The sequence below is a fragment of the Thermococcus sp. 5-4 genome (assembly GCF_002197185.1).
Lineage (GTDB): Archaea > Methanobacteriota_B > Thermococci > Thermococcales > Thermococcaceae > Thermococcus > Thermococcus radiotolerans.
In genome coordinates this window covers 1,556,323-1,572,125 of record NZ_CP021848.1, presented here as the reverse complement: position 1 = coordinate 1,572,125, position 15,803 = coordinate 1,556,323, and the positions used below count along the sequence as shown (strand labels likewise).

The window sequence follows — 15,803 nt, the reverse complement described above, 5'->3', positions numbered from 1 at the left end:
ATCAGCCCTTTGCTCCGCAAAGCGCTGGCGGAAAAACTTTTCCTGCTAGATATGCTTTTCATTTTTTGAGGGGACTTTTTATCGCTCCATTTGGAAGTGTTCCCTCTTGGAAAGCGCTCTTCGAGCGCAAGATGAACGGGAACGCTGTGATATGTTTTCATTCTTCGTTCCCCTCCTTACCTTCAATTCTCTCTATCAGCTTCTGCAGACCGAGCACGACTCCGTAGAGTATCGCTTCCGGCCTCGGCGGGCAGCCGGGTACGAAGACGTCCACCGGTATGTGCTTGTCCAGCGGAGCGTTGGTGAACGGGCTCTCAAAGAACACGCTTCCGCCGGTGGGACAGGCTCCCACCGCTATGACAACCTTTGGGTCCGGCGTCTGCTCGTAGACCAGCTTGACCCTCTCAAGGCTCTGGTCGGTCACCGGTCCGGTTACGAGCAGTATGTCGGCGTGTCTCGGCGTTCCGACGAGCTTCACACCGAAACGCTCGGCGTCGTACCTCGGTGTTAACGCGGCTATTATCTCGATGTCGCAGCCGTTGCAGCTGCCGCTGTTCACGTGGAACACCCAGGGTGAGCGCCCTATGTATCTGCAGAGCTTTGATATCTCCCTCTCAAGCCTCTCGCGCTCCGAGGAGTTTGAACTGACATTAGTCTCTGCCCTTGTAACCTTAATCGCCATTCATCTCACCCCCACACTATCAGTGCTCCCACAAGTATCGCGGTCGTGACGAGCAGGTAGCTGATGTAGTCGCTCAGCAGGCCGGTGTGCTCCCTGCGGAAGACCAGGAACATCCTGTGGATTCCCCTTATGAGGCCCCACATGACGTGCCTTCCGGTGACGTAGCCCTGGAAGTGCTCGAACTGCGGGATAATCTCGTCCTGGTCCTCACCGCTGAGGAATATCTTCGTTCCATCTCCGGTTCTCCTCGTCCCCGTGCTGGAGCGCTCGGCCCACTTGTAGAGGGCGTACGAGATGAGCAGGCCTATGGCGAAGACGTAGATGAAGTAGAGTGCATCCCAGTAGCCAAACATTTCACGCACCCCCCAGCACCGCCGAAACGTAAGCTCCTATGTTCTCCAGAGTCTTTGCCGCCGGAAGCATGACCTTGTCGCTGATGGCCCATGGGAAGAGTCCCATGACGATTATTGCCACCACCAGTATGAGCATCGGCACGAGCATGGCCTTTCCTGGCTCTCTGGCCTTCATGACCCTCTCGCTGGGCCTTCCGAAGAACGTGAAGAGCACCTTGATGTAGGCGGCGGTACAGAAGGCCGTGCCTATGACCGCTACTGCCGCGAGGAACGGGTTGAAGAGCGCCGAGCTCTCGTAGATGAGCCACTTGCTCGCGAAGCCGTTGAGCGGCGGAAGGCCGATTATCGCGGCCGCGCCGACCAGGAAGGCGAAGCTCGTGACCGGCATCTTCCTGGCTATTCCGCTCAGCTCGTTGAGGTTCTTGGTTCCAAGCTGATGTATGACCGCTCCCGCGACGAGGAACAGGAGTGCCTTCATTATCGCGTGGTTCACGGTGTGGTATATCGCTCCGGCAAGGGCGACCTGGCCGACGTCGCTTCCGTACGCGGCAAGGCCGATTCCGATTCCCAGGAGGATGTAGCCTATCTGGCCGACGCTGGAGAAGGCGAAGAGCCTCTTCATGTCGGTCTGTATCACAGCCATCGCGTTTCCGACTATGAGGGTCACGCAGGCGAAGAATATGATTATCCAGCCGATAGTTCTGGTGCTGATTCCGGCGCTGAAGACGCTGAAGGCGAGCCTCGCCAGGGCGTAGGTACCGCCTATCTTGATGACGAGACCCGAGAGCATGGCGCTGATCGAGCTCGGTGCCGCCGGGTGAGCATCTGAGAGCCACATGTGCACCGGAACGGCACCGCTCTTGAAGAGCAGTCCGCCCGCGAGGAGGCCGAGGGCCACCTTGGCGGTGAAGGTCGGGTTCTCGGCTATCATCTTGGCCAGATAGGCCATAGTCAGCGTTCCGTACTGGCCGTAGAGGAGTACTATGCCGAGGAGGATGAACGAGCTGGCCAGCGAGCCGACGAACATGTACTTTATGCCCGCCTCGATGCCCTCCCAGGTGTCGTTCCTGAAGGCGACGAGGGCGTAGCTCGCTATGCTCATTATCTCTAGGAAGACGTAGAAGTTGAAGAGGTCTCCGGTTATGGCTATGCCGAGCATGCCGACCTCGAGGACGAGGACTAGGGCGTAGTACTTCTCAAGCCCCGTGTCGTGCCTCATGTACTCGCTGGAGTAGAGCACGGCCACGAAGGCTATGAAGGTCACCATCAGGGCGAAGAGAGCACTGATAAGGTCTACCTCCCAGACTATCCTTATCGGGAACGGAACTCCATTTCCGAGGGGGCTCTTCGCTCCGAGGGTGTAGACGAGTATCTCGCCGCTCTCCCAGACTTCTTTGAACAGACCGACCGCGACGCCGAGGGTGATGCCGGTTATGAGTATCGCCCACAGCTCCCTGGCCTTCCTTCCCGCGAGGCCGACTATGGGCAGTGCGAATGCTCCGAAGAGCGGGACTATGATGAGGTATGGAATCAGCCCGTTCATCCTCTCAACCTCCTGAGCTTGTTAACGTCGAGGCTTCCGTAGTGCCTGTAGGCGTTTATCGTGAGGGCCATCGCCAGCGAGAGAACGCAGACTCCGATGACTATGCTGGTGAGCGTGAGCGCCTGCGGAATCGGGGCGACCATTGCGCTCTTTACCGTCTCGTAGCCGGTGTAGATTGGCGCCGTCGGTATCTGGCCCGCCTCTATGCGGTATCCGAAGCTTATGAGGAGCAGGTGGATGCCCGCATCAATGATGTTGAGGGCCAGTATGAGCTTGATGAGGTTCCTCTTGTAGAGCAGGGCGTAGATTCCCATGGCTATGAGCAGGAAGGCAGTAATGAACTGGAACGGTATCATTCGTTCCACCTCCTGAACGCTGCTATGGCGACCATCGCGCTGACCAGTCCCGCGAAGACCTTCAGTCCAACTGCGAGGTTCATTACCGGCAGGTATCCCGCTGAGAGCAGCGTTCCCGGCTGGCCGTTGAAGACCGGTCCGTTGTGCCACAGCGTGTTGTAGAAGAACGCCACGCCGAGGCCGAGCATCGCCGCTCCGAGGAATACCAGGCCGCCGAGGCCCTCGAGGGCCGAGTAGAGGTGGTGGTTGTAGCGCCTCTTCATCTCGCCCAGCCCGAAGGCTATGAGGAACAGTATCCCGGCTCCCGCTATGGTCGCTCCTCCCTGGAAGCCGCCTCCTGGCGTAAGATGACCGTGTGAGACCACGTAGGCGCCGAAGATGCCTATGAGTGGGATGGTTGCCCTCGCGGTGGTCTTGACTATGAGTCCCATGTCACTCTTCATCCTCATCCCTCCTCCAGGGCCTGAGAAGTGCAACCGCTCCTGCTATGGCTGTGAAGAGAACGGTAGCCTCTCCGAGGGTATCGTAGCCACGGTAGTCGAAGACTATGTCGGTGACTATGTTGGTTCCGCCGACCTCTTGCACGCCGTGGTCTATGTAGTACTGGTCGGTGTAGCGGTAGGCCTTCCAGTCCTCACCGCCGAGGCCGAACTTTATTCCGGTTGAAGGGCTCGCAACGACTAGCAGCACTCCGAGGAGGAACAGCAGTGCGAGAGCTCCAAAAGTCCTCTTCATGGTCCCTCACGCTCCCATCTCTCCGTTTTGGCTATCCCGTACACAACCACGGCCGTAACGACGCCGGCTCCGACCGCGGCCTCGGCTATCGCAACATCCGGCGCGTGGAGCATGTAGAACTCCAGACTGAGGAGCAGGCTCATGGCGGCAGAGGCTATGGCCGCGCTGAGCAGGTCTCTCATCGTTATCGTGATGTATGCCGCCACCAGCACACCGAGGAGTATTCCGAACTGTATGGCCATGTCGACCGAGAGAACGTTCATTCGGCACCACCCCTGAGCTTGTTCTCGTAGGCGTCTATGACGGCCTTGGCCGGTTTGTAGCCGCTCAGATGGGCCGCCTTGGCTATCGCGTGCGCTCCGGTCGGGTTCGTGAGGAGCAGCGCTATCAGGGCGACGACGCTGTGAAGCGCCATCTGGAGGTACTTGGGGTCTCCGGTGAGGTGGAGCTGGTAGGCGGCGTGAACCACCACCGCCAGAACCGCGAATATCGTTCCGAAGGTGGTGCACTTGGTCGCTCCGTGGAGTCTGGTGTAGACGTCCGGGAACCTGTGGAGCGAGAAGCTGCCCAGCAGGTTGAAGACTATGTTTATCGTGAGGAAGGCGTAGATGACGTAGGTGACAGCGTTCATTCCAATCCCCCCTGGAGATACTTGGCTATGGCCAGGGTTCCCACGTAGCTCAGAAGGGCGTAGACGATGGCAATATCGATGTATATCGTCCTGTCGTAGGCCGCTCCGAGGAGAACCATTCCGGCGACGATCAGCGTGTTGAGGGTGTCGACTCCGACTACCCTGTCGGGCACGCTTGGTCCGAAGAACACCCTGAGCAGGGCCAGGAACGCCCCGATCATGACTATGACCGCGGCATAGAAGAACTCCGGTGCCATCATCTTCCCAGCCTCCTCGCCCATTTTTCGAATGAACCGGCTATGACCTCGGAGCTCTCCGGCTCCTTCTCGGTGACGTTTATCCAGTGGACGTAGAGGGCCTTCTCCTCTGGGCACGCGTCCACGGTGAGCGTTCCGGGGGTGAGGGTTATCGAGTTGCTGAGAATCGTGTACTGGGCGTCGTTTTCAAGCTCAACCGGAACGCGAACGATTCCGGGCTTTATCTTGCCCGTTATGACGCGATAGGCAACGTCGAGGTTTGCCTTGACCATGCCCCAGAACAGAGGCCCGATGGCATAGATTACGAAGCCGACCCACTTCGCCGGGTTGAGGAAGCGGGATGCCTTCTCGCCTATGATGTCCTTGGTTGTTAACGCAATTACTCCCGAGAATATCAGGCCCGCGATGAGTTCTTCGGGACTCCAGAGTAATCCTTTACTGCCCGCAGTGAGTACTAACCAGAGCACAAATGACCAAATGAATACAGCGATGAAACTCATTGTTCCTCCCTCCTCTCACCTGATACGGGCTCCACAGCCCTGTGTTTCGTCAGTTTTCAATAGAAAATTCGTTATTTGCTTTAAAAGGGTTTTTTGAAGCTTAGAATTGAAAGCAAAGGTCTGTAACCCCTTGTTGTTAACCAAAGGTTAAATACCCTGGAGCCGGTATGGAGACGCGGCCTTCGGTGGCTTTTTTAGCCGGATGTTACATCCCCGAACCCTTGTGGGCCTAAAAAGCCTTTTAGTGACTTTAGGGGCCTAAAAATCACCCAAAGCTTTATATACCCTCGGGCAGACCCATCATTGGGACTCTTCTCGGAGTTTTCCCTGAAGGGCCCTGAAAGTTGAAAGAGTTGGTGTTGGATATGTATGGAGATGGATTTGGCGGTGGCTACGAAGCCCCTGTTAAGGTTGGAGAAAGATATAGAGTTAGGATCGAGAGCCTTGGAAAGGGCGGTGACGGCATCGCCAAGATAAAGGGCTTCGTTATCTTCGTCCCGAACACTCAGGTCGGCGACGAGGTCGAGATCGTCATTAACTCGGTCAAGAGAAAGTTCGCTTTCGCGGAAGTCATCTGATTTCCTTTTCCTTCCTATTCTTACCTGCCATTTTGTGAGACGTTTTTAAGATATTGACTCAAGATTTTCCTGGTGGTTCCATGGATGAGGACTCCATAATGATTGGAGTTACGGTTGGAGTCATGGTTCTTCTGTCACCCGTCATGCTCTACTGGACGGTGGCCCTCTTCGACACGATCGGGGTTGATACGTATCTTCCAGATGTTGCGTTCATTGCCCTTTCCGCACTCGTCCCGGTTTTAATCGTTTGTTTCCTCTCCTATCTCGTTATGCGGCACTTCAACAGGCCCCGCGAATGGGTAAAGAGAGCACTAACGCTCGTGGCCGTTTTTCTCTTCGCCGCTCTCTTCATGCTCCTGAGTATGATGGGTGCGGTCTAATCCCCATTTTTGAACCGCACCCTTTTTAAACCCCTTCCCAGAGCGCCCACCGATGGTTAGGGTTCACGTCGAGACCTACGGGTGCACGAGGAACAAGGCAGACGCCGAGATGATGGAGGCGATTCTGGTTAGTGCTGGCTATGAGTTGGCGGAGAGCCCCGAAACTGCCGATTACGTCGTGGTGAACACGTGTGCCGTCAAGGATCCGACGGAAAAGCACATGCGCGAGAGGATAAAGGAGCTCCTCGATGCGGGCAAGAGGGTGATTGTCACTGGCTGCCTTCCTCATGTTAACCCAGATGTAATTGATCCCCGCGTTTCTGGAATACTCGGCGTTAAGAGTATAGACAGAATAGCCGAGGCGATAAGCCTAGCGGAGAATGGTGAAAAGCTGATCAGCGTCGAGGGCTGGCGCGAGAGGAACATAGACAAGCTCGAGCTCCCCCGCATCTGGAAGGGTGGCGTTGCCTTTGTCGTCCCGATAAGCGAGGGCTGCCTCAACGCATGCACTTACTGCGCGACCCGCTTCGCCAGGGGAGTTCTCAAGAGCTACAAACCCGAGTTCGTCGTTAAGTGGGTTAAGGAGGCCCTCGCCAGGGGATACAGGGAGATACAGCTGTCGAGCGAGGACACCGGTTGCTACGGCTTCGACATCGGGACGAACTTGGCCGAACTCCTCGACGAGATAACGGCCATCGAGGGCGACTTCAGGGTCAGGGTTGGAATGATGAACCCGAACCACGTTCTCAGGTTCCTCGACGAGCTCGTTGATGCCTACACCGATGAGAAGGTCTACCGCTTCCTCCACCTGCCCGTCCAGAGCGGCGACGATGAGGTTCTGAAGCGGATGGGTAGAACGTACACTGTGGAACAGTTCGAGGAGATAGTTCGAACTTTTCGTAAGAGAGTTCGCGATTTGAACCTCAACACGGACATAATAGTTGGCTTCCCTGGTGAGACGGACGAGGCCTTCAGGAACACCGTGGAGCTTGTTAGGCGCATCAGGCCCGACAAAATTAACGTTTCGCGCTACTCGCCGAGGCCCGGAACGATAGCGGCGAAGTGGAAGCAGCTTCCCGGCTGGAAGGTCAAGGAGCGCTCGAGGGAGCTTCACAGGCTCCGGCTGGCCATCGCCTACGAGATAAACCGCGCCTACGTCGGGAGAACCGTTGAGGTTCTCGTCCACGGCGAGGGTAAGAAGGGCGGCGTCGAGGGTAGGACTTTCAACTATAAGGATATAATCCTCGATTCCGGCGAACCCGGCGAATTTCTGCAGGTTCGGGTTGAATGGGCTGGCTCGACGTATCTGCGGGGCATTTCCCTGCACTGACGTATACTTTTGAGTAGTATTCAATGACCCTTGGGAAACCCCCAACGATTCCGCGGTTCTTTTGTAGAACTTACAATATCAAAGGGTGAACCAATTAGGTTTGCATTCGAAAACTATTTATACTCTCGTGCAAGCATATAAGCAAATCCTTCATGCTGGAGGTGAATCAGGATGAGGAGGAGTAATAAGAAGAGGTTAATTCCGCTGGCACTCGCCCTTGTGCTAGCTCTTGTTGGAGCCGCACTGGCTGTTCCGGTTATCACAGTGAACATCCAGCAGATTGGCGCCGGCTCAAACCCAGTTCTTAGCCCCGTTGACGTTGCCAACATAAGCTGGACCCTCGCGTCCAACCCGGACTACGTCAGTGGTGCGGTCATAGTCTTTGACCAGACCATTCCTGCAGGTTCCCAGGTATACCTTAAGATATACAACAGCACCGGCAGCATAATTGCTCTGGGTGTTAACGCGACCACCACCTCGACTAACACGGTGACCATATCGTTCACTAGTGCCGTTGACATAACCAAGATGGAAACTGCCGCGGTTGTAGTTAAGGGACCCAGCCCGTGAATTCCTTGGGAGGCTCTGAATGAATGCCAAGCGCCCCAACCTCCTTTCTCTTTTGACGTATCTTCTTCTGGGCTTTGTGGCCCTAGTCGTTGTTCTCCACTTCGTCTTCGGCTTCCAGTACGTCGTCATTCTGACCGACTCGATGGAGCCCAACATCAACCCCAATGACCTAGTCATCACGATGCCGGTTTCTCCGGATGAGCTTCATGTAGGGGACGTTGTTCTTTACCGCGTGGACATAGGCAACACGACCTACAAGATAACCCACCGCATAGTGGGTATGAAGACGGATTCCAGCGGTAGGCTCTACTACGTTACCAAGGGCGATAACAGGAAGTACACGGACCCCTGGCAGGTCTATCCGGAGCAGGTTATAGGAAGGGTAATCCTGGTCATCCCGAAGGTTGGCGTGGTGTGGTACTACACTCCGCTAATCGTTTTCGGCCTCTTCCTCATCGTCATAGCTTCCCTGGCCTACGACCTGGCCTGGCTCCTGCTTGAGGAGGAACCGATACGCCCGAAGTCCAGAAAAGCCGATCTTCTCGTTCTAAGAAGGAAGAAAATAAAGGTCTATCACTACAGGCGCCATTAGGCCCATTCTTCCTTGGGGATTGCCTCCCTCTTGGCCGGGATTATGCAGAGGAACTCGAAGGTTTCGCTCAGGGCCTTGTAGCCGTGGGGCTCGTTGGGCGGGACGTAGAGGAAGTCGCCCGCCTTGACGTGGGCTTCTTTGTCTCCGCCGGTGATGATTCCCTCTCCCTTCACGATGAATATCTCGTGCTCCCAGTCGTGTTGATGGAGCGGTATCTCGGCGCCCTTCTTGAGGACGAAGTAGCGCATCGCGTAGTTCTTCGCTCCGAGCTTTGGAGAAACGAGCCACCTGATGGTAACACCCTCAAACCCGGTGTCCTTCTCGGGGACATCCTTGTAGTGTCCGACGAACATGGTATCACCGAAGGACTTTCGGCTTTGGGCTATTTAAATCTGCCGAGTTCGGGTTTCTAATGGAAAGTGCTTTAAGCTTTCGTTTCCAATCCCCCTGAAGGTGATTCCATGAAGAAAGCCGCTTTTGCCTTCATTCTGGTTTTAATTGTGATGGCCTCGGGCTGCGTCAGCCAGAGCGGTCCGAGCCAGACTTCAACCACTACCAGCTCCGCCGCCGGAGGAATAGACTTCGGGGGCTACGAGAAGGGCCAGGTCCTGGCGCAGTGGAAGAGCCTGGCGGACGTTTCCAAGGTTTACGTCAGCGAGGGCTACGAGGACATGGCGAAGCACTACTTCCCGAACGCCCAGATACTCCCGGCGAGCCAGTACGACGGTGGCGTCGCGATACTCTCGCCCGCCGATGCGAGGCCCCTGCTGAGGGGCAAACCGATTCTCATAACGGTCAGTGACTACTTCGGCTACGTGGTCTACAAGCTCGGCCTTAAGTTCGTCGGCCCGGACAAGGGCGTCTTCGCCGCCTTCAACAAGGACGGTAAGCCCTACTTCGTATTCACCGGAACGAGCAAGGCCGGCGCGGGCGCCGCTGTGGAGTACGCCCTGGACTTGGCGGGTGGAAAGGCCCCCAACGCCGAGGACGTTCTCAGGAGCGGAGAGTTCGAGGGTGTCGTTCTCAAGGTCATAGGCGACAACAACTGGAACGGAATTCCGGACGACGGCGAGCACTGGTATCTGGACTCCTTCAAGACGTGGGAGCCCTTCATCTACTACTGGCGCATCGTTGACGGCGAGAACGTGACGGTTAAGGGAGGGTTCATAAGGCTGGTCAACGGTTCGACGGTCTACATCCACGCCCTGGGCTTCAACGTCAGCGTTGACGTCAAGGACTCGAAGAACGTTGAGCTGACCTACGTCATCGAGAACATCAACCCGTCCGTCCTGGAGCTCCCCGCCGGGGCCGAGACCGGGGACACCTGGGTCAAGCTGAGCACTTCAGAGGCTTCCCTTGACATCGTCCCGAAGGAGCTGAAAGACTACAGGGTGATAGCCTTCGGTGACCACAGGTCCGACGGTGGGAAGGAGCCGCCGCAGGTCTTCCTCAAGATAAGGGACGAGATAAACTCCGACGATGCTGTCTTCATAATCGACGGCGGTGACCTCGTCTATTCGGGCAAGGTTGATGAGTGGGCGGCCCTGCTGAAGGAGTGGAAGTGGAACAGGCCGATATTCCTGGCCCCAGGAAACCACGAGTACCGCGGGGAGGGCGTGAACGTCTACCACATGTTCTTCGGCCCGGACGACTATTCCTTCGCCCTCGGGGATTACTACTACATCTTCATAAACGACGTTGAGAACGACTACGGGCTCAGCGACGAGGTCTTTGCCTGGCTCGAGGGGGAGCTGGAGAGGGCGAAGGAGTCTGGAAAGAGGCCGGTTCTGGTTCTCCACGCCCCGCCGGTGGACCCAAGGCCGGAGGGCGACCACGCTATGAACCCCGAGGACGGGAAGAGGCTCTTGGCACTCATGAAGGAGTACAACGCCTTCGGAATATTCAGCCACATCCACATCTACTGGTACGGCGAGGAAGACGGCGTCCAGATGCTCATAACCGGTGGCGGCGGTGCGCCCCTCTACGCGCCCCCGGACCAAGGCGGCTTCTACCACTACGTCAGACTCTCGATGGGGGCCGAGGGGAACATAGGGGTCGAGCCCGTGAAGGTGAGTCCCTGATCCCTTTATTCTATTTATGCCTATATAGTGGATGGTATCCGGCTATATTCTACTGCGGCAAGATATTTATATACCGCCCCTTATTGAGCTTCGGTGGTGACGGTGGACGTATGGCTACTGATAACCGTGATCCTTGGATTCTCCATGGCCTGGGCGATAGGTGCCAACGACGCGGCCAACTCGATGAGCACCGCGGTGGGTGCGAAGGCCATAACCCCGAAGCAGGCCGTTATAATAGCCGGCGTCCTTGAGTTCGCGGGCGCGTACTTCTTCGGAAAGAGCGTCACTGAGACTATAAGGAAGGGTATCCTCGACCCCACGATGATAACGGACCCGAATGTGCTCGTTTACGGTTCTGTTGCGGCCCTCCTTGCCGCCACGATCTGGCTCCTCATCGCGACCAAGTTCGGGCTGCCGGTCTCGACGACTCATTCCATCATAGGCGGAATAGCGGGCTATGGAATAGTCTACGCCGGAACTGCGATAGTCAACTGGGGCAAGATGGGGCAGGTCGTCCTCAGCTGGATTCTCTCGCCGATAATCGGCGCCATAATGGCCTACTTCATCTTCAAAGCTCTGACGAAGAGCATCTTCGAGAGAAAGGACCCGGTTAGGAGTGCCCGCATCTGGTCACCCTTCTGGATAGGCCTTGCCTTCGTGGTCATAGGGACCATGTTCTACATCAAGGTTCTCCACGGGAAGGATTTAAAGACCGGGGTTCTCATGTACGGCATTCCGCTCGGTATAGTCGTGTTCGCCGTGACCTACTTCCTCATAAAGCTCCGCTTCCCGAGCAGCGACCCGTTCATAGGGGTTGAGGCCATATTCCGGAAGGTCCAGGTCATTACATCCGGCTACGTAGCCTTGGCGCACGGTGCCAACGACGTTGCCAACGCCATCGGCCCGGTCGCGGCGGTTTATGCTGTGGCCACCATGGGACTTGGTGGTTTGCTGGTTCCCGTTCCCAAGTGGATACTCGCCATGGGTGGTCTCGGGATAGCGGTCGGAGTTGCGACCTACGGTTACAAGGTCATGGAGACCGTCGGGAAGAAGATAACGGAGCTGACCAACACCAGGGGTTTCACCATAGACTTCTCAGCCGCGACGGTGGTTCTCGTCGCCAGCTGGCTTGGACTGCCCATCTCGACGACCCACACGGTCGTTGGTGCGGTCATTGGTATCGGCCTCGCCAGGGGAGTAAAGGCAATAAACAAGAACATCGTTAGGGACATAATAATCTCCTGGTTCGTTACCGTTCCGGTCGCGGGCCTGATAAGCGCGGCCATATTCAAGTTCCTGATGATAGTGGGGTGATACCATGCAGGTGTGGACGAAGCTCTTCGCGAAGAGCCCCTTCAAGCCCCTCATAAAGCACGCGGATGTTGTGCTCAGCACCGTTGAGACTCTGGAGAAGGCCCTCCAGTACTGGTACGAGGGGAACTACGAGGAGATGGAGAAGGTTGCGATCGAGGTTGACCGCCTTGAGGACGTCGCCGACAGGATAAAGGAGGAGATAAGGGATTCCCTCAGCTCCAAGCTCATGATGGCCGTGGCCAGGGAAGACGTTCTCATCTACCTCCACATGCAGGACAAGGTGGCGGACGCCGCCGAGGACACGGCCAAATGGCTGCTCATCAAGAAGCCGGATGGCGTTCCGACGGAGGTCAAGGATATAATCCTTCAGATGGGAATGGAGAGCATCAAGGCCGCGAAGCTCGTCCACGAGGCCATAGTCCAGATGGACCGCGTTATAGAGAGCGGCTTCACCGAGGGCGAGATAAAGAGGGAGTACGAGATAATCAGGCAGATAGAGAGCGTCGAGAACAAGATAGACGGCCTTGACACGAGGCTCATGCAGCTGGTCTTCGAGAACGCCGACAAGCTCAGCTGGGGAGATGGCTTCTACATCCTAAACATCGCCAGGACGCTCAGCAACATCTCGGACAAGGCCAAGGATGCCGCCGAGAGGATAAGGCTCATGATGAACAAGTGAGCCCTCTGCTCTTCTATTATTCCTGGAAGAATGGCAAGAGAGAAGAACGAGAGAATCAGATGGCTATCATCGTCGAGGTCATCTGTATCTCGGACATCTTCCTTATCTTCTCCGTGATGAACTGGTCAAGGTCCTTGAGGGTGTCGGTCTCGACCTTTACGACGAGGTCGTATTCGCCATAGACCACGTAAGCCTCCTTAACCTCCGGCATGGCCAGAAGCTTCTCCATAACTTCCCTTTCCTTTCCAGCGGCCGTCACCATCAAAATAAAAGCCGTCACCATGGCTATCACCAAAAGTATTTTATCGGCGGAGTATTTAAGCTTATCGAGGCCTATGTTCGACCACTTGATAAGTAAAGCTCAGTTGGGGCGGTTTTACTCTCACCTGAGAGGGCTTGGATTGGACGAAATAGGGCCCTACGCCAAGGGCACCACAAGCCTAATCTTCAGGGCGAGGTTGGATGAAAAAAACGTCATTATAAAGCTTCAACGGCCGGATTCCCCGAGGCAGAACTTCGCGAGGGAGGCGGAAATCATCCGCGCGGTGGAGCCCTTCGGAGTGACCCCACCGCTGATAGCCTACGGCGTCTTCGAGGGCCTTGAGTACATCATCCGGGAGTTCGCTGAGGGGGAGATAATATTCTACGCCGAGCTTGAAAAGCGCCATCTGTTCGAGATAGTCGAGAAAACCGCCCTGCTCGACAGGCTGGACCTCGACCACGGCCAGATTCAGGGCGGCAAGCATATAATAATCGGGAAGAGCGTTTACCTCATAGACTTCGAGAAGGCCGGCTGGAGGAAGCCGAAGAACCTCACCTCCGCGATGGCCATGATATTCCTCAACGACAACTACATCTCGCGTCGCGTTAGGGGGAAGTTCGGGGTTGATGAATCCTTCTTAAGAGAGATGAGAAACGAGGTCAGGGTTTACAAGAGAACCGGTCAGCTATCGGGCCTTCTGAGCCTTCTTTCTCGCCTTTAGTCTGTCAGCGTAGATCGCCAGCAGGGGTATTGCGACGGCCATCGCTATGAGGCCCATCCTCGGGTCCCAGAGGTAGTTGAAGACGAGTATGACAACGACCGCTATCGCTATCATGAGGAAGAGGTCCCTGTCGTAGAGTCTGGACTTTGCCAGTATGTTCTGCCCCCTAGCGGTGTACGCCAGGTACAGCGGTATTCCGACGGCCGCTATCGCCACTCCCACGTAGGTTCTGAGGATGAGCGAAATCAGTATTCCAGCGGCCAGTATTATTCCAACGGCGTACTCCTCCTTCATTCTCTCACCTGGCCCGGTAGTTACGCTTATATACTTTTAAGGCTCTCTACCAAATAGGTGATAGCGTTATGAGCAGTATCGAATGGAACCACGAGACCTTTTCTAAGTTCGCCTACCTGGGCGACCCGAGGATAAGGGGGAACCTGGTTGCCTACACCCTTACCAAGGCCAACATGAAGGACAACAGGTACGAGAGCACGGTGGTCGTTGAGGACCTGGAAACCGGGGCGAGGCGCTTCATCGAGAACGCTTCCATGCCAAGGATTTCGCCCGACGGCAAAAAGCTCGCCTTCATGCGCCCCAACGAGGAGAAGAAGGAGAGCGAGATATGGGTGGCAGACATCCAGACCCTGAGCGCCAAGAAGGTTCTGTCGGCCAAGAACGTCCGCTCGATCGAGTGGAACGACGATTCGAGAAGGCTCCTGGTTGTGGGCTTCAAACGCAGGGACGACGAGGACTTCGTCTTCGACGACGACGTTCCTGCCTGGTTCGACAGCATGGGCTTCTTCGACGGCGAGAAAACAACCTTCTGGGTTCTTGACACGGAGAGCGAGGAGGTAATAGAGCAGTTCGAGAAGCCGAGGTTTTCGAGCGGAATCTGGCACGGTGATTCCATAGCCGTCAACGTCCCGCACCGCGAGGGAGGCAAGCCGGCACTTTTCAAGTTCTACGACATCTACCTCTGGAGGGACGGCGAGGAGGAGAGGCTCTTCGAGGGTGTTTCTTTCGCGGCCGTCGATTCCGATGGAAAGGCACTCCTCCTGCGGGGCAAGAGGGAGAAGAAGTACATCAGCGAGCACGAGTGGCTGTACCTCTGGGACGGAGAGCTCAAACCCGTCTACGAGGGGCCGCTCGACGTCTACGATGCCAAGCTAGACGGGGGAAGGGTCTACTTCCTGACCCCTGACGCTGGCAGGGTGAACCTCTGGCTCTGGGACGGCAAGGCCGAGAGGGTTGTGGTGGGAAACCACTGGATTTACGGCTTGGACGTCAGCGACGGGAAGGCGCTGCTCCTGATAATGACCGCCACTAGGATAGGCGAGCTCTACCTCTACGACGGCGAGCTGAGGCAGCTAACCGACTACAACGGGCCGATATTCGCCAGGCTCAAGACCTTCGAGCCGAGGCACTTCCGCTTTAAGAGCAAGGACCTGGAGATAGACGGCTGGTACCTGAAGCCCGAGCTTAAGGAGGACGAGAAGGCCCCGGTTATAGTCTTCGTCCACGGCGGGCCGAAGGGAATGTACGGGCACCGTTTTGTCTACGAGATGCAGCTGATGGCCAACAGGGGCTACTACGTTGTCTTCGTGAACCCGCGCGGCAGCGACGGCTACGACGAAGACTTCGCCCTTCGCGTCCTTGAGAGGACTGGCTTAGAGGACTTCGAGGACATAATGGCTGGAATCGAGGAGTTCCTTAAACTTGAGCCTCAGGCGGACAGGGAGCGCGTTGGAATAACCGGCATAAGCTACGGCGGCTTCATGACCAACTGGGCCTTAACGCAGTCCGAGCTCTTCAAGGCCGGCATCAGCGAGAACGGCATAAGCTACTGGCTGACCAGCTATGCGTTCTCCGACATAGGCCTCTGGTACGACGTTGAGGTCATCGGCCCGAACCCGCTGGAGAACGAGAACTATCGGAAGCTCAGCCCGCTGTTCTACGCGGAGAACGTGAAAGCCCCGATACTGCTCATCCACTCGCTGGAGGACTACCGCTGTCCGCTCGACCAGAGCCTGATGTTCTACAACGTGCTCAAGGATATGGGCAAGGAGGCCTACATAGCGGTGTTCAAGCGCGGTCCCCACGGCCATAGCATCCGCGGAAGCCCGAAGCACCGGGCAAAGCGCTACAAGCTCTTCATCGAGTTCTTCGAGAGGAAGCTGAGGAAGTATGAGGAAGGGTTTGACGTGGAGAAGGTGATGAAGGGCGAAAAGAAGGAATGAGT

23 protein-coding genes are annotated in these 15,803 nt (G+C 56.3%); 10 read left to right on the top strand and 13 right to left on the bottom strand.

Translation table 11 applies throughout. The features are described 5' to 3' along the window. Positions 1-157: 157 nt before the first annotated feature. From CDI07_RS08695 to CDI07_RS08650, 10 genes are read right to left on the bottom strand one after another with little or no spacing between them, the layout of a single operon-like run. On the bottom strand, positions 158-682 hold the full coding sequence (locus CDI07_RS08695; RefSeq protein ID WP_088181240.1) for an NADH-quinone oxidoreductase subunit B family protein: 525 nt from the start codon (positions 680-682) through the stop codon (positions 158-160). A gap of 5 nt (positions 683-687) precedes the next feature. Next, the gene (locus CDI07_RS08690; protein WP_088181239.1) at positions 688-1,035 is read right to left on the bottom strand and encodes a hydrogenase; all 348 of its coding nucleotides are present in this window, start codon (positions 1,033-1,035) and stop codon (positions 688-690) included. A gap of 1 nt (position 1,036) precedes the next feature. Beyond that, a complete protein-coding gene (locus CDI07_RS08685; RefSeq protein WP_088181238.1) occupies positions 1,037-2,578 on the bottom strand; it encodes a proton-conducting transporter membrane subunit in 1,542 nt (513 codons plus the stop codon). Then, positions 2,575-2,934 carry an NADH-quinone oxidoreductase subunit K gene (locus CDI07_RS08680; protein ID WP_014013091.1) on the bottom strand — a complete coding sequence of 120 codons (360 nt, stop codon included), beginning with the start codon at positions 2,932-2,934 and terminating at the stop codon, positions 2,575-2,577. Before CDI07_RS08680 ends, CDI07_RS08685 begins: the two co-directional genes overlap by 4 nt. After that, positions 2,931-3,377, bottom strand: a complete 447-nt coding sequence (locus CDI07_RS08675) for a Na(+)/H(+) antiporter subunit B (RefSeq protein WP_088181575.1) — start codon at positions 3,375-3,377, stop codon at positions 2,931-2,933. Before CDI07_RS08675 ends, CDI07_RS08680 begins: the two co-directional genes overlap by 4 nt. Continuing rightward, positions 3,367-3,669: a hydrogen gas-evolving membrane-bound hydrogenase subunit E gene (gene mbhE, locus CDI07_RS08670; protein WP_014013093.1), complete on the bottom strand. Its 303-nt coding sequence runs from the start codon at positions 3,667-3,669 to the stop codon at positions 3,367-3,369. Before mbhE ends, CDI07_RS08675 begins: the two co-directional genes overlap by 11 nt. Then, the gene (locus CDI07_RS08665) at positions 3,666-3,932 is read right to left on the bottom strand and encodes a DUF4040 domain-containing protein (protein ID WP_088181237.1); all 267 of its coding nucleotides are present in this window, start codon (positions 3,930-3,932) and stop codon (positions 3,666-3,668) included. Before CDI07_RS08665 ends, mbhE begins: the two co-directional genes overlap by 4 nt. Next, positions 3,929-4,300, bottom strand: coding sequence for a monovalent cation/H(+) antiporter subunit G (mnhG, locus tag CDI07_RS08660; RefSeq protein WP_088181236.1), 372 nt, complete (start codon positions 4,298-4,300; stop codon positions 3,929-3,931). Before mnhG ends, CDI07_RS08665 begins: the two co-directional genes overlap by 4 nt. Beyond that, a complete protein-coding gene (locus tag CDI07_RS08655; RefSeq protein WP_088181574.1) occupies positions 4,297-4,560 on the bottom strand; it encodes a cation:proton antiporter in 264 nt (87 codons plus the stop codon). Before CDI07_RS08655 ends, mnhG begins: the two co-directional genes overlap by 4 nt. Next, positions 4,557-5,057 (bottom strand): monovalent cation/H+ antiporter subunit E, encoded by a 501-nt coding sequence (locus CDI07_RS08650; RefSeq protein ID WP_088181235.1) that lies wholly within the window; start codon positions 5,055-5,057, stop codon positions 4,557-4,559. The genes CDI07_RS08655 and CDI07_RS08650 overlap by 4 nt, the downstream gene beginning before the upstream one ends. A 365-nt stretch (positions 5,058-5,422) precedes the next feature. Here CDI07_RS08650 and CDI07_RS08645 point away from each other — a divergent pair, with 365 nt between their 5' ends. The 5 genes from CDI07_RS08645 (at position 5,423) to CDI07_RS08625 (ending at position 8,507) form a co-directional block, all read left to right on the top strand. Next, positions 5,423-5,635 (top strand): TRAM domain-containing protein, encoded by a 213-nt coding sequence (locus tag CDI07_RS08645; RefSeq protein ID WP_055430018.1) that lies wholly within the window; start codon positions 5,423-5,425, stop codon positions 5,633-5,635. An 80-nt stretch (positions 5,636-5,715) separates the two neighbouring features. Next, on the top strand, positions 5,716-6,015 hold the full coding sequence (locus tag CDI07_RS08640; protein ID WP_088181234.1) for a hypothetical protein: 300 nt from the start codon (positions 5,716-5,718) through the stop codon (positions 6,013-6,015). Between the two features lie 52 nt (positions 6,016-6,067). Next, the gene (locus tag CDI07_RS08635) at positions 6,068-7,345 is read left to right on the top strand and encodes a tRNA (N(6)-L-threonylcarbamoyladenosine(37)-C(2))-methylthiotransferase (RefSeq protein WP_088181233.1); all 1,278 of its coding nucleotides are present in this window, start codon (positions 6,068-6,070) and stop codon (positions 7,343-7,345) included. 219 nt (positions 7,346-7,564) lie between these two features. Beyond that, the gene (locus CDI07_RS08630; protein WP_145954991.1) at positions 7,565-7,915 is read left to right on the top strand and encodes a hypothetical protein; all 351 of its coding nucleotides are present in this window, start codon (positions 7,565-7,567) and stop codon (positions 7,913-7,915) included. Between the two features lie 19 nt (positions 7,916-7,934). After that, positions 7,935-8,507 (top strand): signal peptidase I, encoded by a 573-nt coding sequence (locus CDI07_RS08625; protein ID WP_088181231.1) that lies wholly within the window; start codon positions 7,935-7,937, stop codon positions 8,505-8,507. On the opposite strand, the gene CDI07_RS08620 is transcribed toward CDI07_RS08625, so the two are convergent. Beyond that, positions 8,504-8,860, bottom strand: a complete 357-nt coding sequence (locus tag CDI07_RS08620) for a cupin domain-containing protein (protein WP_088181230.1) — start codon at positions 8,858-8,860, stop codon at positions 8,504-8,506. The two genes, CDI07_RS08625 and CDI07_RS08620, sit on opposite strands and share 4 nt — an antisense overlap. 108 nt (positions 8,861-8,968) lie before the next feature. Between CDI07_RS08620 and CDI07_RS08615 the strand changes: the two genes are divergently transcribed. The 3 genes from CDI07_RS08615 (at position 8,969) to CDI07_RS08605 (ending at position 12,581) form a co-directional block, all read left to right on the top strand. Further along, the gene (locus tag CDI07_RS08615; protein ID WP_088181229.1) at positions 8,969-10,588 is read left to right on the top strand and encodes a metallophosphoesterase; all 1,620 of its coding nucleotides are present in this window, start codon (positions 8,969-8,971) and stop codon (positions 10,586-10,588) included. 144 nt (positions 10,589-10,732) lie between these two features. Beyond that, a complete protein-coding gene (locus CDI07_RS08610; protein ID WP_394335172.1) occupies positions 10,733-11,902 on the top strand; it encodes an inorganic phosphate transporter in 1,170 nt (389 codons plus the stop codon). A 4-nt stretch (positions 11,903-11,906) separates the two neighbouring features. Next, positions 11,907-12,581, top strand: coding sequence for a TIGR00153 family protein (locus tag CDI07_RS08605; protein ID WP_088181227.1), 675 nt, complete (start codon positions 11,907-11,909; stop codon positions 12,579-12,581). Positions 12,582-12,636: 55 nt separating this feature from the next. Here CDI07_RS08605 and CDI07_RS08600 read toward each other — a convergent pair whose 3' ends face one another. After that, positions 12,637-12,864 (bottom strand): Lrp/AsnC family transcriptional regulator, encoded by a 228-nt coding sequence (locus CDI07_RS08600; protein WP_012572508.1) that lies wholly within the window; start codon positions 12,862-12,864, stop codon positions 12,637-12,639. A 52-nt stretch (positions 12,865-12,916) separates the two neighbouring features. Between CDI07_RS08600 and CDI07_RS08595 the strand changes: the two genes are divergently transcribed. Further along, complete coding sequence (locus CDI07_RS08595; RefSeq protein ID WP_088181226.1) at positions 12,917-13,564, top strand: serine/threonine protein kinase; 648 nt, start codon at positions 12,917-12,919, stop codon at positions 13,562-13,564. Here CDI07_RS08595 and CDI07_RS08590 read toward each other — a convergent pair. Continuing rightward, entirely contained in the window at positions 13,529-13,858 is a 330-nt protein-coding gene (locus CDI07_RS08590; protein ID WP_088181225.1) for a hypothetical protein, read from the bottom strand. The genes CDI07_RS08595 and CDI07_RS08590 overlap by 36 nt on opposite strands. Before the next feature lie 68 nt (positions 13,859-13,926). Between CDI07_RS08590 and CDI07_RS08585 the strand changes: the two genes are divergently transcribed. Next, positions 13,927-15,801, top strand: coding sequence for a S9 family peptidase (locus CDI07_RS08585; protein WP_088181224.1), 1,875 nt, complete (start codon positions 13,927-13,929; stop codon positions 15,799-15,801). Positions 15,802-15,803: the final 2 nt, after the last annotated feature.

Bases quoted from the DNA above. Each gene is read 5' to 3' on its own strand.
- CDI07_RS08695 (WP_088181240.1), bottom strand. From the start codon at position 682: ATGGCGATTAAGGTTACAAGGGCAGAGACTAATGTCAGTTCAAACTCC.
- CDI07_RS08690 (WP_088181239.1), bottom strand. From the start codon at position 1,035: ATGTTTGGCTACTGGGATGCACTCTACTTCATCTACGTCTTCGCCATA.
- CDI07_RS08685 (WP_088181238.1), bottom strand. From the start codon at position 2,578: ATGAACGGGCTGATTCCATACCTCATCATAGTCCCGCTCTTCGGAGCA.
- CDI07_RS08680 (WP_014013091.1), bottom strand. From the start codon at position 2,934: ATGATACCGTTCCAGTTCATTACTGCCTTCCTGCTCATAGCCATGGGA.
- CDI07_RS08675 (WP_088181575.1), bottom strand. From the start codon at position 3,377: ATGAAGAGTGACATGGGACTCATAGTCAAGACCACCGCGAGGGCAACC.
- mbhE (WP_014013093.1), bottom strand. From the start codon at position 3,669: ATGAAGAGGACTTTTGGAGCTCTCGCACTGCTGTTCCTCCTCGGAGTG.
- CDI07_RS08665 (WP_088181237.1), bottom strand. From the start codon at position 3,932: ATGAACGTTCTCTCGGTCGACATGGCCATACAGTTCGGAATACTCCTC.
- mnhG (WP_088181236.1), bottom strand. From the start codon at position 4,300: ATGAACGCTGTCACCTACGTCATCTACGCCTTCCTCACGATAAACATA.
- CDI07_RS08655 (WP_088181574.1), bottom strand. From the start codon at position 4,560: ATGATGGCACCGGAGTTCTTCTATGCCGCGGTCATAGTCATGATCGGG.
- CDI07_RS08650 (WP_088181235.1), bottom strand. From the start codon at position 5,057: ATGAGTTTCATCGCTGTATTCATTTGGTCATTTGTGCTCTGGTTAGTA.
- CDI07_RS08645 (WP_055430018.1), top strand. From the start codon at position 5,423: ATGTATGGAGATGGATTTGGCGGTGGCTACGAAGCCCCTGTTAAGGTT.
- CDI07_RS08640 (WP_088181234.1), top strand. From the start codon at position 5,716: ATGGATGAGGACTCCATAATGATTGGAGTTACGGTTGGAGTCATGGTT.
- CDI07_RS08635 (WP_088181233.1), top strand. From the start codon at position 6,068: ATGGTTAGGGTTCACGTCGAGACCTACGGGTGCACGAGGAACAAGGCA.
- CDI07_RS08625 (WP_088181231.1), top strand. From the start codon at position 7,935: ATGAATGCCAAGCGCCCCAACCTCCTTTCTCTTTTGACGTATCTTCTT.
- CDI07_RS08620 (WP_088181230.1), bottom strand. From the start codon at position 8,860: ATGTTCGTCGGACACTACAAGGATGTCCCCGAGAAGGACACCGGGTTT.
- CDI07_RS08615 (WP_088181229.1), top strand. From the start codon at position 8,969: ATGAAGAAAGCCGCTTTTGCCTTCATTCTGGTTTTAATTGTGATGGCC.
- CDI07_RS08610 (WP_394335172.1), top strand. From the start codon at position 10,733: ATGGCCTGGGCGATAGGTGCCAACGACGCGGCCAACTCGATGAGCACC.
- CDI07_RS08605 (WP_088181227.1), top strand. From the start codon at position 11,907: ATGCAGGTGTGGACGAAGCTCTTCGCGAAGAGCCCCTTCAAGCCCCTC.
- CDI07_RS08600 (WP_012572508.1), bottom strand. From the start codon at position 12,864: ATGGTGACGGCTTTTATTTTGATGGTGACGGCCGCTGGAAAGGAAAGG.
- CDI07_RS08595 (WP_088181226.1), top strand. From the start codon at position 12,917: ATGTTCGACCACTTGATAAGTAAAGCTCAGTTGGGGCGGTTTTACTCT.
- CDI07_RS08590 (WP_088181225.1), bottom strand. From the start codon at position 13,858: ATGAAGGAGGAGTACGCCGTTGGAATAATACTGGCCGCTGGAATACTG.
- CDI07_RS08585 (WP_088181224.1), top strand. From the start codon at position 13,927: ATGAGCAGTATCGAATGGAACCACGAGACCTTTTCTAAGTTCGCCTAC.